Origin of the sequence: Caballeronia sp. ATUFL_F2_KS9A (genome assembly GCF_023630765.1) — a bacterium.
Lineage (GTDB): Bacteria > Pseudomonadota > Gammaproteobacteria > Burkholderiales > Burkholderiaceae > Caballeronia > Caballeronia zhejiangensis.
In genome coordinates, this window is the sequence record NZ_JALQEK010000033.1 from 166,148 (window position 1) to 182,761 (window position 16,614).

The 16,614-nt window shown below is 62.8% G+C and carries 17 protein-coding genes and 1 pseudogene; 13 read left to right on the plus strand and 5 right to left on the minus strand.

All coding sequences use genetic code 11. From position 1 onward, the window contains the following. Positions 1-38 precede the first annotated feature (38 nt). From NCS67_RS23865 to NCS67_RS23875, 3 genes and pseudogenes are all read right to left on the minus strand, one after another. The gene (locus NCS67_RS23865) at positions 39-1,427 is read right to left on the minus strand and encodes a NarK family nitrate/nitrite MFS transporter (RefSeq protein ID WP_034472401.1); all 1,389 of its coding nucleotides are present in this window, start codon (positions 1,425-1,427) and stop codon (positions 39-41) included. A gap of 2 nt (positions 1,428-1,429) precedes the next feature. Next, positions 1,430-2,680 carry an MFS transporter gene (locus NCS67_RS23870; protein WP_250436898.1) on the minus strand — a complete coding sequence of 417 codons (1,251 nt, stop codon included), beginning with the start codon at positions 2,678-2,680 and terminating at the stop codon, positions 1,430-1,432. A 317-nt stretch (positions 2,681-2,997) separates the two neighbouring features. Further along, positions 2,998-3,165 (minus strand): annotated as a pseudogene (locus NCS67_RS23875) (ATP-binding cassette domain-containing protein); the annotation flags it as partial. Positions 3,166-3,456: 291 nt separating this feature from the next. Between NCS67_RS23875 and NCS67_RS23880 the strand changes: the two are divergent. The 11 genes from NCS67_RS23880 (at position 3,457) to NCS67_RS23930 (ending at position 12,963) form a co-directional block, all read left to right on the plus strand. Continuing rightward, complete coding sequence (locus NCS67_RS23880) at positions 3,457-4,251, plus strand: peptidoglycan DD-metalloendopeptidase family protein (RefSeq protein WP_175982683.1); 795 nt, start codon at positions 3,457-3,459, stop codon at positions 4,249-4,251. 54 nt (positions 4,252-4,305) lie between these two features. Next, positions 4,306-4,830 (plus strand): septal ring lytic transglycosylase RlpA family protein, encoded by a 525-nt coding sequence (locus NCS67_RS23885; RefSeq protein WP_372492540.1) that lies wholly within the window; start codon positions 4,306-4,308, stop codon positions 4,828-4,830. Positions 4,831-4,934: 104 nt separating this feature from the next. Then, positions 4,935-5,159: a hypothetical protein gene (locus NCS67_RS23890; protein ID WP_008349097.1), complete on the plus strand. Its 225-nt coding sequence runs from the start codon at positions 4,935-4,937 to the stop codon at positions 5,157-5,159. A gap of 368 nt (positions 5,160-5,527) precedes the next feature. Continuing rightward, entirely contained in the window at positions 5,528-6,412 is an 885-nt protein-coding gene (gene cyoA / locus NCS67_RS23895; protein ID WP_008349099.1) for a ubiquinol oxidase subunit II, read from the plus strand. 3 nt (positions 6,413-6,415) lie between these two features. Further along, positions 6,416-8,425, plus strand: coding sequence for a cytochrome o ubiquinol oxidase subunit I (gene cyoB / locus NCS67_RS23900; protein WP_250436899.1), 2,010 nt, complete (start codon positions 6,416-6,418; stop codon positions 8,423-8,425). Next, positions 8,425-9,033, plus strand: a complete 609-nt coding sequence (cyoC, locus tag NCS67_RS23905; RefSeq protein ID WP_008349103.1) for a cytochrome o ubiquinol oxidase subunit III — start codon at positions 8,425-8,427, stop codon at positions 9,031-9,033. Before cyoB ends, cyoC begins: the two co-directional genes overlap by 1 nt. Next, entirely contained in the window at positions 9,033-9,365 is a 333-nt protein-coding gene (gene cyoD, locus NCS67_RS23910) for a cytochrome o ubiquinol oxidase subunit IV (protein ID WP_008349105.1), read from the plus strand. The genes cyoC and cyoD overlap by 1 nt, the downstream gene beginning before the upstream one ends. Positions 9,366-9,547: 182 nt before the next feature. Then, positions 9,548-10,075: a 2,4'-dihydroxyacetophenone dioxygenase family protein gene (locus NCS67_RS23915; protein ID WP_008349107.1), complete on the plus strand. Its 528-nt coding sequence runs from the start codon at positions 9,548-9,550 to the stop codon at positions 10,073-10,075. A 56-nt stretch (positions 10,076-10,131) separates the two neighbouring features. Continuing rightward, positions 10,132-11,433 carry an MFS transporter gene (locus NCS67_RS23920; protein WP_008349109.1) on the plus strand — a complete coding sequence of 434 codons (1,302 nt, stop codon included), beginning with the start codon at positions 10,132-10,134 and terminating at the stop codon, positions 11,431-11,433. Between the two features lie 11 nt (positions 11,434-11,444). Next, the gene (locus NCS67_RS23925; RefSeq protein ID WP_033536512.1) at positions 11,445-12,155 is read left to right on the plus strand and encodes an SDR family NAD(P)-dependent oxidoreductase; all 711 of its coding nucleotides are present in this window, start codon (positions 11,445-11,447) and stop codon (positions 12,153-12,155) included. Between the two features lie 10 nt (positions 12,156-12,165). Then, entirely contained in the window at positions 12,166-12,963 is a 798-nt protein-coding gene (locus NCS67_RS23930) for an IclR family transcriptional regulator (protein ID WP_175982662.1), read from the plus strand. Positions 12,964-13,002: 39 nt separating this feature from the next. Here the strand turns inward: NCS67_RS23930 and NCS67_RS23935 are convergent, their stop codons facing one another. Next, a complete protein-coding gene (locus NCS67_RS23935) occupies positions 13,003-14,439 on the minus strand; it encodes an AarF/UbiB family protein (RefSeq protein WP_250436900.1) in 1,437 nt (478 codons plus the stop codon). A 151-nt stretch (positions 14,440-14,590) separates the two neighbouring features. Here NCS67_RS23935 and NCS67_RS23940 point away from each other — a divergent pair, with 151 nt between their 5' ends. Together NCS67_RS23940 and NCS67_RS23945 are read left to right on the plus strand one after the other, a co-directional pair. Beyond that, positions 14,591-15,505 carry a serine hydrolase domain-containing protein gene (locus NCS67_RS23940; protein WP_250436901.1) on the plus strand — a complete coding sequence of 305 codons (915 nt, stop codon included), beginning with the start codon at positions 14,591-14,593 and terminating at the stop codon, positions 15,503-15,505. A 156-nt stretch (positions 15,506-15,661) separates the two neighbouring features. Next, on the plus strand, positions 15,662-16,072 hold the full coding sequence (locus NCS67_RS23945; protein WP_008349118.1) for a hypothetical protein: 411 nt from the start codon (positions 15,662-15,664) through the stop codon (positions 16,070-16,072). Here NCS67_RS23945 and NCS67_RS23950 read toward each other — a convergent pair. Next, positions 16,048-16,515, minus strand: coding sequence for a response regulator (locus NCS67_RS23950; RefSeq protein ID WP_175982666.1), 468 nt, complete (start codon positions 16,513-16,515; stop codon positions 16,048-16,050). The two genes, NCS67_RS23945 and NCS67_RS23950, sit on opposite strands and share 25 nt — an antisense overlap. Between the last annotated feature and the right edge of the window lie 99 nt (positions 16,516-16,614).

Below are 16,614 nucleotides of genomic sequence, written 5' to 3' on the forward strand. Positions count from 1 at the left end.
ACTTGAGGCCCGACTACGCGCCCCGCGTGCCGGAGGGTTCAGCAAGGCATGTCCGCATTGCGGCGTGCATAGCAGAACCACGTCACCGCCGCGCACAGCGCATAGAAGGCGATGAAGCACCAGAGCGCGGTGTCGGGCGAGCCGGTCATGCTCATCGACGTGCCAAAGCTGCGCGGAATGAAGAAGCCGCCGTACGCGCCGATTGCACCGGCAAAGCCGAGCACCGCCGCCGATTCCTTTCCCGCTTCGTGCAGCGCCTGCTTTTTCGCCGAGTCGGATTCGCCTTCGGCTTCGCGCTGCTTCTGCGTCAGAAAGATCACGGGGATCATGCGGAAGGTCGAGCCGTTGCCGATGCCCGTCAGCGCGAACAGTGCGATGAACATCGCGAGGAAGCCGGCGAAGTTGCCGCTCGCGCCGTCGTGCGGCAGAAACGCCATTACGCCGAACACCGCCGCGATCATCGCGATGAAGGTCCACAGCGTCACGCGCGCGCCGCCGAGGCGATCCGAGATCCAGCCGCCGACCGGCCGCGTGAGCGCGCCAGCGAGCGGCCCGAGGAACGCGTAAGCAGTGGGATTGACCGATGGGAACTCAGCCTTCGTCAGCAACGCGAGGCCCGCCGAAAAGCCGATGAACGAACCGAACGTGCCGATGTACAACAGGCACATGAGCCAGTTGTGCTTGCGCCGGAATATGACGGCCTGTTCGGCGAACGAGGCTTTTGCATCGGCGATGTCGTTCATCCCGAACCAGGCCGCGAGCGCCGAGATGACGATGAACGGCACCCAGATGAAGCCCGCATTCTGCAGCCAGATGCTGTGCTCGACGCCGTTCACGTCGTAGGACTGGCCTGCGCCCGCGAATGCGCCGAACACGCTCGCCGAGATCACGAGCGGCGTCACGAACTGAACGATCGACACGCCCAGATTGCCGATGCCCGCGTTCATGCCCGTCGCGAAACCCTTCTTCGCCTTCGGGAAAAAGAAGCTGATGTTCGCCATCGACGAACTGAAATTCGCGCCGCCGAGGCCGCACAGCAACGCCAGAACGAGCAGCGTCGGATAGCCCGTCGACGGATCGCGCAGCGCCAAGCCCATGCCGAGCGCTGGAATCAGAAGACTCGCGGTGGAGAACGCTGTAAAGCGGCGTCCGCCGAATATCGGCACGAGAAACGAGTAGAAGATGCGCAGCGTCGCGCCAGAAAGCGGAGGCAACGCGGTGAGCCAGAACAACTGGTCCTTCGTGAAGTGAAAACCACCCTTATCGAGATTGACGACGACGACGCTCCATAGCGACCACACGGCGAACGCCAGCGCGAGCGCGGGAATCGAGATCCAGAGGTTGCGGCGGGCGACCGATTCGCCCGTTGCGCGCCAGAAGGCGGCGTTCTCGGGATCCCAGCGAGTGAGCAGATAGCGTGAAGACATGGTTAGTGCTTGGGTTGAAACGTGAAGTGCATGCAGATGAGACTGACCGCGGTCGCGCCGAACATCAGCATGAAACAGGTGGTACGCACGCCGGTGAGGTCGACGAGCAAGCCAAAAAGAATCGGCAACAGGAAGCCGGCAAGTCCGCCCGCGAGGCCGACGATGCCCGACACGGCGCCGATGTTCGTCGAGAACTCGTCCGACACGAACTTGAACACCGACGCCTTGCCGACCGCCATCGCAACGCCGACGACAAACATGAGCACCGTATAGGCGACCGGTCCCATTTCGATGTGGAACGTGCGCGGGCCGTCTTTCGCGTGGACGACGAAATCCGTCACCGGATAGCTCAGCAGGAAGAAGCATGCGAGCGCGACCCACATGACGATCCAGGTCGTGCAGTACGCGCCGAAGCGGTCCGACATCCAGCCGCCGAGCGCGCGCAGCACGCCGCCCGGCAACGAGAAGCAAGCGGCTAGAAACGCGGCCTGTTCAATGCCGAAGCCGTACTGATTCACGTAGTACTGCGGCATCCACAATGCGAGGCCGACGTAGCCGCCGAACACGACCGAGTAGTACTGCGCGTAACGGAGCACGCGCCGGTCTTTCAGCACGGTCATCTGCGCGGCGAAACTCTGCGTGCTGGCGCTGCGATGCGCGGGATTGGACGCCGACACGAACCAGAAGACGATCGCGGTGAAGAGCATCGCGACGGAATAGACCTTCGGCACGATCGTCCATGTGCCCGCCGCGAGAATCAGCACGGGCGCGACGAACTTGGTCAGCGCCGCACCCGAATTGCCCGCGCCGAAGATGCCCATCGCGAGGCCTTGACGCGACTTCGGGAACCAGCGCGCGACATACGGCGTGCCGACTGAAAACGACGCGCCCGCGACGCCGACGAACAAGCCGAGCACGAGGAATTGCCACAGTTCCGTGGCATAGCCGATCAGCCAGATTGGCGCGATAGTGACTGCCATCGTGCAGAAAAAGACGATGCGGCCGCCGAAACGGTCGGTCCAGATGCCGAGCGGCACGCGCAGCAACGAACCCGTGAGAACCGGCGTCGCGGCGATGAGGCCGAACTCGGTATCGGTGAGATGAAGCTGCTTTTTGAGAGGGATGCCGAGAATGGCGAAGACCATCCAGATGGCGAAGCAGATCGTGAATGCGAAGGTGCTTGCGCCGAGCACGCGCCAGGCGCGCGTGTCGGTCGATGCTTTTGTAGCGAGGGTTGAGTCGACGACGCTCATCGTCCTTTCCTTGTCGTTGTAACTTTCCCGACAAGGGTAAGGAGCGTCGCGCGAGACGCCTATCCGCCGTGCGGATGCGGCGGCGGTGTGCCGCTAGCTCATGCGGCGTAGTCCGGACGGAGTAGTGCCTGTCGCGTCACGCGTTCTGCGATGCCAGCGCGATGCAACTCGCCGGATCGATCGAAAAATGGATGGTCTCCCGGACCGGCGTTTTGTGCGATGGATGCACACGCGCGAGCACGATCTCTCCGCCGATCATGAAATCGGTCGTGCCGAAGCTCGAAACGCATCCTGTCGCGTAGCTTTGCGTCGAGGTTCGAGAGCGGTTCGAACACCATGCCGGACTTGCGGCGATTCGGCGGCACAAAGGTCTCGTCGCGCGCCGAGAAAACGGTCACGCTGTTCACCGAAATCGATCCGCCGACCGGACGTTCCAGCCCGGCAATGGAGCGCAGCGTCGTCTTGCCGCATCCGCTCGGGCCGAGCCGCGTGGAACGCGATATGGCTGCTTTCATCGCGTCGAATGTCAGTTCCAAGCATGGCGCCCGGCGAGCGCGCCTTTTTTTAACCACCGCATCGTCAAAGAGTGTCAACCGACGGTGTAACGGTCAACGCCGGACGCAAAACACCGTTATCCGCAATGACGAATTGCCGCTTCGCCTCGTGCAATTTGAGATAGAGCGATATTCAGCAGATTCGAACTCGCTGTTCCGCCGCCGCTGGCTTTTGCCGGCGTCGCATCCGCCAAACAATCCGATCAACACCACCAGCGCGGCATGGCAAAAGTGCGCCACTTCGCCTCTTTGCCGGCACCGAAGCTCAAAGAAGTCCAAATGATTAGCTCTGTCCAATCGCGCCGCCTGTCGTGCGCAGCATGTCTTGCCGTCGTCTTCAGCTTCGTTCTTGGCGGATGCGCCAGTCGAACGCTCGAGCAGACCGCGACCAAGCCAGCTTCGCAAACCGACGCTGCCGCTGCGCCGGCGGCACCTGCCGGCTTCTACCGCGTCACAGGCGCGGACACCCTCGCTTCGATCGCAGCCGCCTACGGTCGCGACCCGAACGCGATTGCCGCCTGGAACGGGCTTTCCGCCAGCACTCCACTGACGAACGGCCAACTGCTGCGGGTCGGTCCGCCATCGGCATCGGTTGCCGGCTCGGACGATTCCACGCAGCGGAGTGTGAACGCAACACGCTGCCGATCCGATTCCTTGTCCTGGCCGATAAAGGGCCCAATCCTGAAGCGCTTCGGTGTGGACGGGGTCCGGGGCGTTGTCATCGGTGGCGCAGCGGGAGACACGATCCGTGCGGCGAAAGGAGGGCGCGTGGTGTATGCGGGTAACGAGATCGCGGGCTACGGCAGCCTCGTAATACTGAAACATGACAGTCGCTACCTGACTGCCTATGGCCATATCCAAAACGTTCTGACCAAGGAAGGGGCCGACGTAACGAAGGGGCAAGCCATCGCGACGATGGGCGCTCAAACGAATGGTCAGCCATCGCTGCTTTTCGAGGTGAGACGGGATCGTCAGCCAGTCGATCCCCTGCCCTATCTTTCCGACTGCGCTTCGTGATCCGTCGAACGTCAGGTCAGGTTACTTGCTCTCGAACAAAGCGATATGCACCGAATGAACATGCTTCAGCCGCGCATCCTCAGCGCCTTCGCCTGCATCCTGTTGATCGCCGGATGTGCAGCCTCTCTGTCGGAGCAAGGCAATGAGGGCGCTTCGACAAACCAACCGGCGAGCGCGTCGAGCCTTCCGGTTCAATCCGCAAACGACGATTGCGTTTCGACCGAAATCACTTCATCCGACCGGCCGGACGAGACACCGACCGCGCGCGCGTACCATCAAGCCGGGATTGCATCCTGGTACGGGCGAACGTTTCACGGTCGACGCACCGCCAGCGGCGAGCGCTTCGACATGTATGCCATGACAGCGGCACATCGCACGCTACCGCTCGGATCGTGGATCCGCGTCACGCTTCCGGGAGGGAGCCCGTCCGTCCTCGTCCGAATCAACGATCGCGGTCCGGTTTCACGCAACAGAATCATCGATCTGTCATACGGGGCAGCCGCTGCGCTGGGCATTGTCCGGCGTGGTTCGGCCCAAGTCGAACTATCGACCGATTCCGGTTTCCATACTCCGTCGTAGACTGCCGCTCCCATGTCTCGACTCTCACACAAGCGGGCACCGTCCCCCCGCCTCCCGCTCACCAAGGCAATGCTCCTGCCATTGCCGCCTGTGCACCGCAACTCATGACGCGCCGGTCCTGCATCTTCCTGTTCGTGCTGACCTACCTTCTGGGTTGCGTCCTGGCCGCGATGGACACCAAGGGGAGTCCGATCGACGTGATGCAGGCGACCATGTCCGCATGGAGCGCTTCGAACCGCGAAGCCGTTGCCGATGCGAGCCAGCGACGGCGCGATGAAATCGAGCGATCGAATGCCATTCGGGAATCCCGGCCTCTCGCCGGGCTTTAGCGAGAAGAACCGAAGAAGGCGCCTGGGCCGTGGCTTCACCCGGGCACGCGGCTCGGCTTCACCACGTGAGACGATCGAACCCGGCGAAGTTATCGCGGCGATCCATCGCGCGCGGCTCGAACACGCTTTGACGTCGCTTTATCACACTCGCAATTCCATCCCTTCGTTGTAGACTCGCCTGCTCCTTTCGGAGTAGGCAAAAAGTTCCGCCTTCGCGCGACACTCCGTCGCATCAACTTGATCTGAAACAAAATTTCAACCATTCGCGTCATCGCGAAAAATCGCGCGTGGCATGATCTTGACGCGGCGCAAAGCCGTGCAACGGCGTTCTTCCCGGGACGCTTCGATCATCGAAACCAGCGAATGCAATGAATGAAAATACCCAACGTTTAGCAGTGCCATTGTTATCGGGGTTGATAGCCAGTCTTTGTCTTTCGGGATGCAAGCTGGAGGTGTTGGACTCGAAAGGCGTGATTGGCGCAGCGGAATCGTCGCTGATCGCCACCGCGACTTACGCCATGCTTCTCGTCGTAGTCCCGGTGATCCTGCTCACCCTGTTCATCGCATGGCGCTATCGCGCGTCCAACACGAAGGCCACGTATGCGCCGAAATGGGCGCATTCCACGGCCATCGAAGTCGTGGTCTGGGCGATTCCCGCAGCCATCATCCTGTACCTCGGCATCCTCACGTGGAAAACCACGCACGAGCTCGATCCGTACAAGCCGCTGCAATCCGAAGTCAAGCCGATCAACGTCGAAGTCGTGGCGCTCGACTGGAAGTGGCTGTTCATCTATCCGGATCTTGGCGTCGCGTCGGTGAACCAGCTCGCGTTCCCGGTCGGCACGCCGGTGAACTTCCGCATCACGTCCGATTCGGTGATGAATTCGTTCTTCATCCCGCAACTCGGCAGCCAGATCTACGCGATGGCGGGCATGCAGACGAAGCTGCACCTGATGGCCGATCACGCAGGCGACTACGCAGGCATCTCGGCGAACTACAGCGGCAAGGGCTTCTCCGACATGAAGTTCCGTGCACTGGCCATGTCCAACGAAGACTTCGACGCGTGGCTGAAGCAGGTCAAGAACGCGCCCGAGAATCTGAGCATGGACGTCTACGCCGGCGTCGCGCGTCCGAGCGAAAAGGTCGCGGTGCGCTACTTCTCGACCGTCGATCCGAAGCTCTTCAACAACATCGTCGCGAAGTACAACTACGGCAACTCGGTCGTAGGCGCAAATTGTGTAACCAAGGGGTAAGCCATGTTCGGCAAACTAACGCTTGAGGCGATCCCGTACCACGAGCCAATCATCATGGGGGCGACCGTCTTCATGGCGGTCCTCGCGCTCGGTACGGTCGGCCTTATCACTAAACTCGGCAAATGGGGCTGGCTCTGGCGCGAGTATCTGACTTCGGTCGATCACAAGCGCATCGGCGTCATGTATCTGGTCGTCGCCGGGCTGATGCTCGTGCGCGGCTTCGCCGACGCCGTCATGATGCGCGTGCAACAGGCCATCGCGCTCGATGGGCCCGGCTATCTGCCGCCGCATCACTTCGACCAGATCTTCACGGCCCACGGCACGATCATGATCTTCTTCATGGCCATGGCGCTGCTGGTCGCGTTCTTCAACCTCGTCGTGCCCTTGCAGATCGGCGCGCGTGACGTGGCGTTCCCGTTCATCAACTCGCTGTCGTTCTGGATGACGGCCGTCGCCGCCATTCTGATCAACCTGTCGCTGTTCATCGGCGAGTTCTCGACGACGGGCTGGCTCGCGTATCCGCCGCTCTCCGAGACGCAGTTCAATCCGGGCGTCGGGGTCGACTACTACATCTGGGCGTTGCAGTTGTCCGGCGTCGGCACGCTGCTCACCGCGGTGAACTTCTTCGTGACGATCGTGAAGATGCGCGCGCCCGGCATGACGTGGATGAAGATGCCGGTCTTCACGTGGACGGCGTTCTGCTCGAACGTGCTGATCATGGCGACGTTCCCGATCCTGACCGTCGCGCTCGCGCTGCTTGCGCTGGACCGTTACCTCGGCATGCACTTCTTCACGAACGACGGCGGCGGCAACCCGATGGTCTACCTGAACCTGATCTGGGCCTGGGGTCATCCTGAGGTCTACATCCTGGTTCTGCCCGCCTTCGGCATTTACTCGGAAGTGGTCGCGACGTTCTCGAAAAAGCCGTTGTTCGGCTACAAGACGATGGTCTGGGCCACGTGCTGCATCATGGTGCTGTCGTTCCTCGTGTGGCTGCACCACTTCTTCACGATGGGCTCGGGCGCTAACGTCAATGCCTTCTTCGGCATTATGACGATGGTCATTTCCATCCCGACCGGCGTGAAGATCTTCAACTGGCTCTTCACGATGTACCGAGGCCGCGTGCAGATGACTTCGCAAATCCTCTGGACCATCGGCTTCGTCATCACCTTCACGCTGGGCGGCATGACGGGCGTGATGCTCGCGATTCCCGGCGCCGACTTCGTGCTTCACAACAGCCTGTTCCTGATCGCGCACTTCCATAACGCGATCATCGGCGGCGTGGTGTTCGGTTACTTCGCCGGCATTTCGTACTGGTGGCCGAAGGTGTTCGGCTTCAAGCTCGATGAAAGGCTCGGCAAGAGTGCGTTCGTGTGCTGGTTCGTCGGCTTCTTCGTCGCGTTCGTGCCGATCTACATCCTCGGCTTCATGGGTGCGACGCGCCGCCTGAATCACTACGACGACCCGTCGTGGCAGCCGTTCTTCATCGCCGCTGCCGTGGGCGTGGGCATCATCGCGCTGGGTGTCGTGTTCCAGGTCGCGCAGATCGTGGTCAGTATCATCCGCCGCAATCAGCCTGCGTATCGCGATGTCACCGGCGATCCGTGGGGTGCGCGCACGCTCGAGTGGTCCATCAGCTCGCCGCCGCCGGTCTATAACTTCGCGAATATTCCCGCTGTGCGCGAACTCGACGACTTCGCCGATGCCAAGGAACACGGCCGCATCGATACGCGTCCGTACCGCGACATCCACATGCCGTCGAATACGAGCGCGGGTCTGGTCATCGGCCTGTTCGCGCTGGCCTTCGGTTTCGCGGCTATCTGGCACATCTGGTGGCTCGCGGCTGCAAGCATGGTCGGCATCTTCGCGACGGCTATCGGTTACAGCTTCCGCGATAACGCCGGCTTCATCATCCCGGCCGCGACCGTGAAGTCGACCGAAGAGCGCAATCGTCCGCCGAAGACGCCTGCGAAGGCCGGATCGGCTCGCGAACTCGAACTGGAGGCAATGTAATGTCGCAATCGACGCTATCCGCGCAACACGCGCATGGCCATGAGCACGAGCACCAGTCGCATTCGGTGTTCGGCTTCTGGGCCTATCTGATGACCGACTGCGTGCTGTTCGCGTCGCTCTTTGCAACCTTCGCGATGTTCGCGATGCAGACCGCAGGCGGCCCGACGCCCAAGGATCTCTTCAACCTGAAGGACGTCGCGTACGAAACGGGCCTGCTTCTCACGAGCAGCCTGACCTTCGGTCTCGCGATGATCTCGGCGACGCGCCGCAAGTCGGGCGCTGTGCTCGCGTGGCTGTTCGTCACGTTCCTGCTGGGTGCGGGCTTCCTGTTTCTGGAAATGCAGGAGTTCGCGCATCTGATCGCTGAAGGCGCGGGTCCGCAACGCAGCGCGTTCTGGTCGGCGTTCTTCACGCTCGTCGGCACGCACGGTTTGCACGTGTCCATCGGCATGATCTGGCTGGTCGTGTTGGCCGTGCAGATCGCACGCAATCCGCAAATGAACGAACGGGAATTGCGCCGTCTCGCTTGCCTGAGCCTCTTCTGGCACTTCCTCGACATCGTCTGGATTTGCGTGTTTTCCTTCGTCTACCTTGGGAGCGTCGTCTGATGGCACATGCTCATACCGAAACAAGCGATTTCCCGCACGTCACCGTGCGCGGTTATCTCATCGGCTTCGTGCTGGCTGTCGTGCTAACTGTGGCGTCGTTCTGGGCCGCGACCTCGGGCGCGTTCAAGGGCGAAAGCGCGATCGTCGCGCTCGCCGTGCTGGCCGCGGTGCAGGTGATCGTGCATGTGGTGTTCTTCCTGCACGTCAACTCGTCGAAGGGACAGCGCTGGCATGCGATCTCGTTTGCCTACACCATTCTCATGTCGCTGATTCTTATCGTCGGCACGGTTTGGGTGATGCATAACGTGCACATGCTGATGATGGCGCGCTAATCGCTCGGCTTCATCGCGTAATCTAAGGCGGACCTGCCGGTCCGCCTTTTTTTTCGTCCGTCGAAAAGGCGGTATCTGCACGAATTCATCATCCGTTGAAGAATCTTGACAATTCGCGGAACGAGGAAGAATATCTGTCCATAATTTGATTCACGAATCCACAATATGGACAAGGAGACGCGATGACCGCGCCGAAACCCGCGGCGGATGCCATGACGCCGTATCAACTTCCCTTCCCTAAAGAAGCGCAAAAGGAAATCGTCGTGCCGAGCGCGATTCCCGCCGACGAGCGCGAATGGGTGCCGCAGGCCGAAAACGTCTGGTTCCGTCCACTGTGTCTGAACGTGTCGACCGGCTACTGGATGAACCTCCTGCGCGTGCGCAAATCCGGCGTGCTGTCGCGTCATCGTCATCCGCAGGCGGTCCACGGCATGGTGCTCAAAGGCCGCTGGCGCTATCTCGAACATGACTGGGAAGCGACCGAAGGCAGCTATGTCTTCGAGCCGCCCGGCGAAACGCACACGCTCTATGTTCCCGAAGACGTCGAGGAAATGATCACGTACTTCCAGGTGAACGGCGTGATGTTCTATTGCGACCCGTACGGCAACTACACCGGCTACGAAGACGTCTTCACCAAAGTCGACATGTGCCGCAAGCATTACGAATCGGTCGGACTCGGTGCCGACTTCGTCGATCAATTCATTCGCTAGCATCCACCCAAACTCAACCCTCTAACAGACTCGACAGAGCATTCGGAGGAGACAACATGCTGGAAAAATCACCGCGCCTGAAGCGCATTCAGTGGGTCGCGCTCACTTTTCTGACGCTCGCGGGCATCGTGAATTATCTCGATCGCAGCACGCTCTCGATCGCGAATCACTCCGTCACGCAGGAGCTCGGCCTCTCCGCCTCGCAGATGGGCCTGCTGCTCTCCGCGTTCTCGTTCGCGTACGCGTTCTCGCAGTTGCCCATCGGCGTGATGCTCGACCGCTTTGGCGCGCGCATCATGCTCGGCCTCGGCATGTTCGTGTGGTCGGTCGCGCAGTTGTTCGGCGGGCTCGTCACGAATCTGCATCAGTTTCTCGCGGCGCGCATCGCGCTCGGCATCGGCGAGGCGCCGCAATTTCCGGCGGGCGCAAAGGTCGTGTCCGAATGGTTCGCGCAACGCGAACGCGGCAAGCCGACGGGCATCTTCGTCACGTCATCGACCATCGGACCCGCGCTCGCGCCGCCCATCCTCACCGTGCTCCTGCTGTCCTTCGGCTGGCGCAACATGTTCATCATCATGGGCGCGCTCGGGATTGCGGTGTCGATCGGCTGGTACATCGTCTATCGCAACCGGAAGGACGTGAAGCTCGAATCGCAAGAACTCGCGCATCTGACCGAGGGCGAACCGGCGCAGCGCAAGGAACGCAACATGACGTTCGCGGAATGGCGCGGCCTTTTCGGCAAGGCGACGACGTGGGGCATGATCTTCGGCTTCATGGGCGTGATCTACATGGTGTGGCTGTATCTCACGTGGCTGCCCGCGTATCTCGAACACGAGCGTCATCTGACGATCGCGAAGACCGGCTGGGTCGTGACGATTCCGTATCTCGCGGGCACGCTCGGGATGCTGTCCTCGGGCTTCATCGCCGATGGTTTGATGGCGCGCGGCGTCGCCCCGATCCGCAGCCGCAAGTGGCCGATCTGCTCGGGACTCATCGGCGCGGCGCTGTTCACCGTGCCCGCCGCGTTCACGCCGAACCTGACGCTCGCGATCGCCTATCTGTCGGCCGCGATGTTCTTCGTCAACATGGCGAGCGGCGCCGCGTGGGCGCTCGTTTCCGTTGCCGCGCCGCGCCACATGGTCGCGTCGCTCGGCAGTATCCAGAACTTCGGCGGCTACTTCGGCGGCTCGTTTGCGCCGTTCATCACGGGCCTCGTCGTCGACAAGACGCATTCGTTCGTGAACGCGTTTCTGATCAGCGCGGGCGTCGCGTTCGCTGCTGCGCTCGTCTACATGTTCGTCGTGCGCGCGCCGATCGAGGACGCGGAGCGCCAGACCGAACCCGTTCCCGCCGTATGAATCGCACCGATATGACTTTTCAAGCTGATCTCTTCAAGGGCAAGACCGTCGTCGTGACCGGCGGCACGCAGGGCATCGGCGCGGGCATCGCGCAGCAATTCGCGGCGCTCGGCGCGCGCGTGATCGCCGCCGGCCTAGCGCCGACCGACGCGCCCGGCATCGAAGTCGTCGAACTCGATGTCGCCGATGCCGCCAGCGTCGCCGCGCTCTTTGCGCGTATCGATTCGCTCGACGTGCTCGTCAACTGCGCGGGCATGATCCGGCGCGGCGACGAGCACGACATCGAAACATTCGAGCGCGTGATCGCGGTGAATCTCAACGGCACGATGCGCATGTGCGCCGCCGCGCGTCCACTGCTCGCGCGCAGCAAGGGTTCGATCATCAACACGGCGTCGATGCTGACGTTCTTCGGCGGCGGACTCGTGCCCGCGTACAGCGCGAGCAAGGGCGGCGTCGCGCAACTGACGAAATCGCTGGCGATCGCCTATGCCGCCGAGGGCATCCGCGTGAACGCCGTTGCGCCCGGCTGGATCGCGACGCCGCTCACGCAAGCGCTGCAGAACGACGACGGCCGCTCGCAGGCGATCCTCGACCGCACGCCGATGAAGCGCTGGGGCTTGCCGGAAGACGTCGCGCGCGTGACGGCGTTTCTCGCGTCACCGGCGGCGTCGTTCATGACGGGCGCGATCGTACCCGTCGATGGCGGCTATCTCGTGGCATGATTCCCGCATCATGCCCTCAGACACCGCTTCCCTCGACGCCGCCAAGGCCACCGGCACCGCCGCCTTCTCGAAGTTCATGGCGGTGCTGCAACTCATTGCCGATGCCGGCGAACCGCCGACCATCGCGCGTCTCACCACGGCGAGCGGTTATCCGCGTCCGACGGTCTATCGCATCGTCGGCGCGCTAATCGCGGAAGGCCTGGTCGTCGAAAGCGTGCGCGGCGGATGTTACGCGCCCGGCCCGCGGCTGATGTCGCTCGCGAGCCGCAGTTGGGAGCGCTCCGATTTGCGCATCGCGGCCACCGACGCGTTGCAGGCGCTGCGCGACGCGACGCAGGAGACGGTGCATCTGGCAGTGCGCAGCGGCTCGGAGATGGTGTACATCGAGAAGCTCGAAAGCCCGCATGCGGTTCGCATGGCGTCGCGCATCGGCACGCGCGTGACGCTGTATTCGAGTTCCGTCGGCAAGGCGTATCTGTCGACGCAATCGCCCGCCGAACGCGATGCATTGCTGCATGGCCTGAAGTTCGAACGCTTCACACCGAACACGATCACCGATCGCGCCGCGCTCGACGCCGAACTCGATGCAACTCACGCGCGCGGCTATTCGGAAGACCGCGAGGAAAACGAGGCGCAGATTTTCTGCTACGGCAGCGCGATCGTCGGCGCGAATGGCGTGACGCTCGGCTGCGTGAGCATCAGCATTCCGCTGTTCAGAAAGAGCGCGACGCCGCTCGAAACCTACGTCGAGCCGCTGAAGGACGCGTCGCGCGCGATCGCGGAGCGTATGTCGCCGGGTACGCGTTGACGCGCTAATGCCCGCGCCTTGGCTCGGAACCAGCGCCCCTCAGTCCCGCCGAAACGCGCCCGTCGCATCCGCCCGCTGTGCGATGAGCCGCGGAAGACGCGGCAGTGTGTGCGGCCAGTGCGTCGCTTCGTGCGCAAAGCGCGCCGCCATGCTTCTGAAGCCGATCTGATCCGCCGCGAGCCGCACGATGACCCTGCGCGCGATCTTCCATACGTCGACGTCCGGCGCGATGTCCTCCGCGATGCGCTCGATGCGTTCCGCCGAACGCGCGAGCAGCACCGCGCGCGACGCGATGCGCCCGTGCGACGCGCTGAACATATGTTCGGCGGGCGCCTTGCCGATCGCGCCGAACAGATGCGCGACACCGACCTTGCTGCGTGCGTGCGGCGAAGCAAAGCGCTCGGCTTCGCGCCGATACGTCGCTTCGACGCGCACTTCGTGATGCGTCGCATGCGTCTCGGGCCGGCCGTGCTCGAGATGTGCGCGCGCGGCCGCCTTGTGATCGCCCTCCATCAGCGCATGCGATACGCCGACGATGAAGTCGCGCTCGTGCGCCGCGAAGAACATCATCGGATTGTCGGCTTCCAGCACGATCTGGCCGCGCGTCTCGCCTTCGATGCCCACGCGCGCGCCCGCCGCGTCCAGTCCCGCGTGATACAGCCCGACGCCCAGCGCCATTTCGAAGAACGCTTCGATGAGCGTCGCGAGGACATCGGCCTGATCGAGCCCGCATGACGCGAGCGCTTGCGCATCCGACAGTGCGGCCGTTTCGATCGCGCGTGTCGTCAGCACCGAGTCGTTGCAATAGTCCCAGAGCACTTCAGGCACGGCGAGACGCGCGTCGTCGCGCAGGCGAAAGCGCAAGTAGCTCTGATCGGCGGCGCGCTGGCGCAAGTCGATCATCGCATCGACGCTCTCGCGTGAACGGCGCACCCATTCCACCGGATGCATCTCGCGCGCCTTCGCCGAACGGCGTTCCGCGAAACGCGCAGCCGCGAGCGCGAGGTCGAGATCGTCAGCGAGTTCGGCATGCGCGTCGGCGCGCAATAGCGTGACGCGCACCGCCATATCGCGGAGGCGCGCACGATGCGTCTGCTCCGCGATGCCCGAGCGCAACGGCACCGCGCTCAGCTCGGTGAGCTCGAAGGAAAGCGCGGGCGGGAATGCGGCTCTGCAAGCGTCGCGAAAGCGCGTTGCGTCGTACGGCGTGAAGAGCCCGTCGAGTTCGGACAGCGCGACGCGCACCGCCGTTTCGGCAAGCGCCGGATGACTCGCGAGCGCGCCGGACGCGTTCTCCAGCACGCGCGAAAGTTGCGAGAGCGCGGGCACGCCGGCTGCCAGCGGCGCGGCGCGCGCGCCATGCGTGGCGAAGAAGCGCGCGACGCGCGTCATCGCTGCGCCGTCGCCGGTCAGATGGCTTTCGCGGACGAACGCCCGGCCAAGACGCCAGAACGTCGCGAGTCGTCGGACTGACAAATTCGGGCTCGCTGAAAGTGAGTTGAAACAGCTGAAAGGCTGCGATGCCGCCGTGCGTGGCATTTGGATTGCTGACTGTGTAACACGATTCGTTCCTGCATGCACGCGGACGAAACGAAGCCTTCCTCATTTACTTCGTGATCCTTTTTAAATGACGACTTCTTCCTTACGCGAAGCGCTGACGAACGAATCCGGCGTGCGAAGCTTCATCGTCGCGCACGACGATGCGATCGCGTTCGAACATTATCGTGAGGACGTGACGCCGGAATCGCTCGAAAACATCAACTCGGTCACGAAGACCATCGTCGCGCTTGCCGTCGGCGCGGCGCTTCGCGAAGGCGCGCTTCCGCCGCTCGATACCCCCGCCGCGCGCCTTGTGCCGCCCATGTGCGACACGGCGCTCGATCATCGCGTGCAGCGCATCACGCTCAGGCATCTGCTCACGATGACATCGGGATTCGAATGGGACCAGCGCACCATCGACGACTGCGTGCTCGGCAGTTGCGAGCGCTTCTCGGACGATGAAAGCCGGCTGCGCTTCATTCTCTCGCGGCCCTTCGCGAGCGAGCCGGGCACGCGCTTTCAATACGATTCGCACGCGGTCCAGTTGCTGTCGCTGGCGCTCGAATCCGCGACGGGGCGCACGCTCGCCGATTACGCGCGCGACACGCTGTTCGCGCCGCTCGGCATCGAAGCGAGCGAATGGATCAGCGACGAGGACGGTCACACGTTCGGCGGGCGCGGTCTCCTGCTGCGCGCACGCGACATGATTTCGCTCGGCGTTCTGATGATGCATCGCGGCGCATGGCGTGGCGCGCGCATCGTCGACGAAGCGTTCATCGACGATGCCATGTCGGTGCAAAGCGACGGCGGCCCGCCGATGGACGCGCAATACGGCTATCTCTGCTGGATCGATTCGCGTTATGTCTTCGCGGCGGGACACGGCGGCCAGTTCATCTTCATCGCGCAACGAGAGCGGATCGTCGCGGCCACGACGTGCGACAGCGGCGATGCACATCGCAACATGCGCGACCTGTTCGAGCGCCATGTGCTCGACATGGCGTGAAAGAGACGGCGCGACTGTATCTTTTTGTCGACGCACATTTCGGATTAATCTCAATACGGTATCTTATAAATGCGTCGCCTGGACGCATTCACATCAAGATCGAGAAAACTTCGAGCGCCGTGCACGAAGACTCATAACGATAAAAAGAGAGGCGCCATGCAACACCATTCCGAACCGCCGATGGCGAAAGCGATGTACATCCTTGGGCAGATCGGCGCGATCATCTGTCACGAACGCGGGCCGCGCCCGCAGACCGCGGTGCTGACGAAAATGGCATCGCGCCCCGCCGAGGGTTTCTCGATAGCTGTTGCGAGCATGAACGAAATGTGCCCGCCGCGGCGCGGAGAGCGCCGCGCGCTGCTGCAATGGAAGCACAAGGAGATCGGACGCCTGCGCCGCATGCTGCCCGATCCGCTGCCGACGGCTGCATCCGCGCATACGCAGATGCCGTTCTGGGCCGGCTATTGTCAGTACTGGGAAGACATGTTGAAAGCGGACGCAGAGCGCGATGTCGAACCATTCGCGCCGAAGCTCGAACTCGTTCAGCGCAAGCGCACCGATGCATGATCGCCCTCGCCTTGACGCGCCGAGAAATAATCGCGCAGCACCGCGATCATGCCGTCGAGTTCGGTCGGCTTGACAAAGTAGCCGTTGAAGCCGGTGCGCTGCGCGCGCGACAGATCCTGCGGATCCGTGCAACTCGTATGCGCGAGCAGCAACATCGACAGATCGATGGCGCGGATCGCTTCGGCCGCTTCCCAGCCATCGCCGAGCGGCATCATCAGATCGAGCAGTACGACGCCCGGCCGCCACTTGCGCGCGAGCGACACGGCGTCGAGGCCCGTGTGCACCGCGCGCACGGTGAAGTCGGCGTCTTCGAGCGCGAGACAGATCGCGCGCGTCGCGTCCATGTCGTCATCGGCGATGAGCACGCGCGGCTCGTCGCAGCACGTCGCGCGCGGCGGAATCTGCCACAGCGCTCGCGTGGAAACACGTTCGTGTCGTTGCATCGTTCGGGCCTCGGAATGAACGGAGATGAGAGCAACGATCATTCCCTCGCGGGCCCGCAAAAGCGTGGCGTCAGGCGGCATGCGGCGCGCCGACGTTAC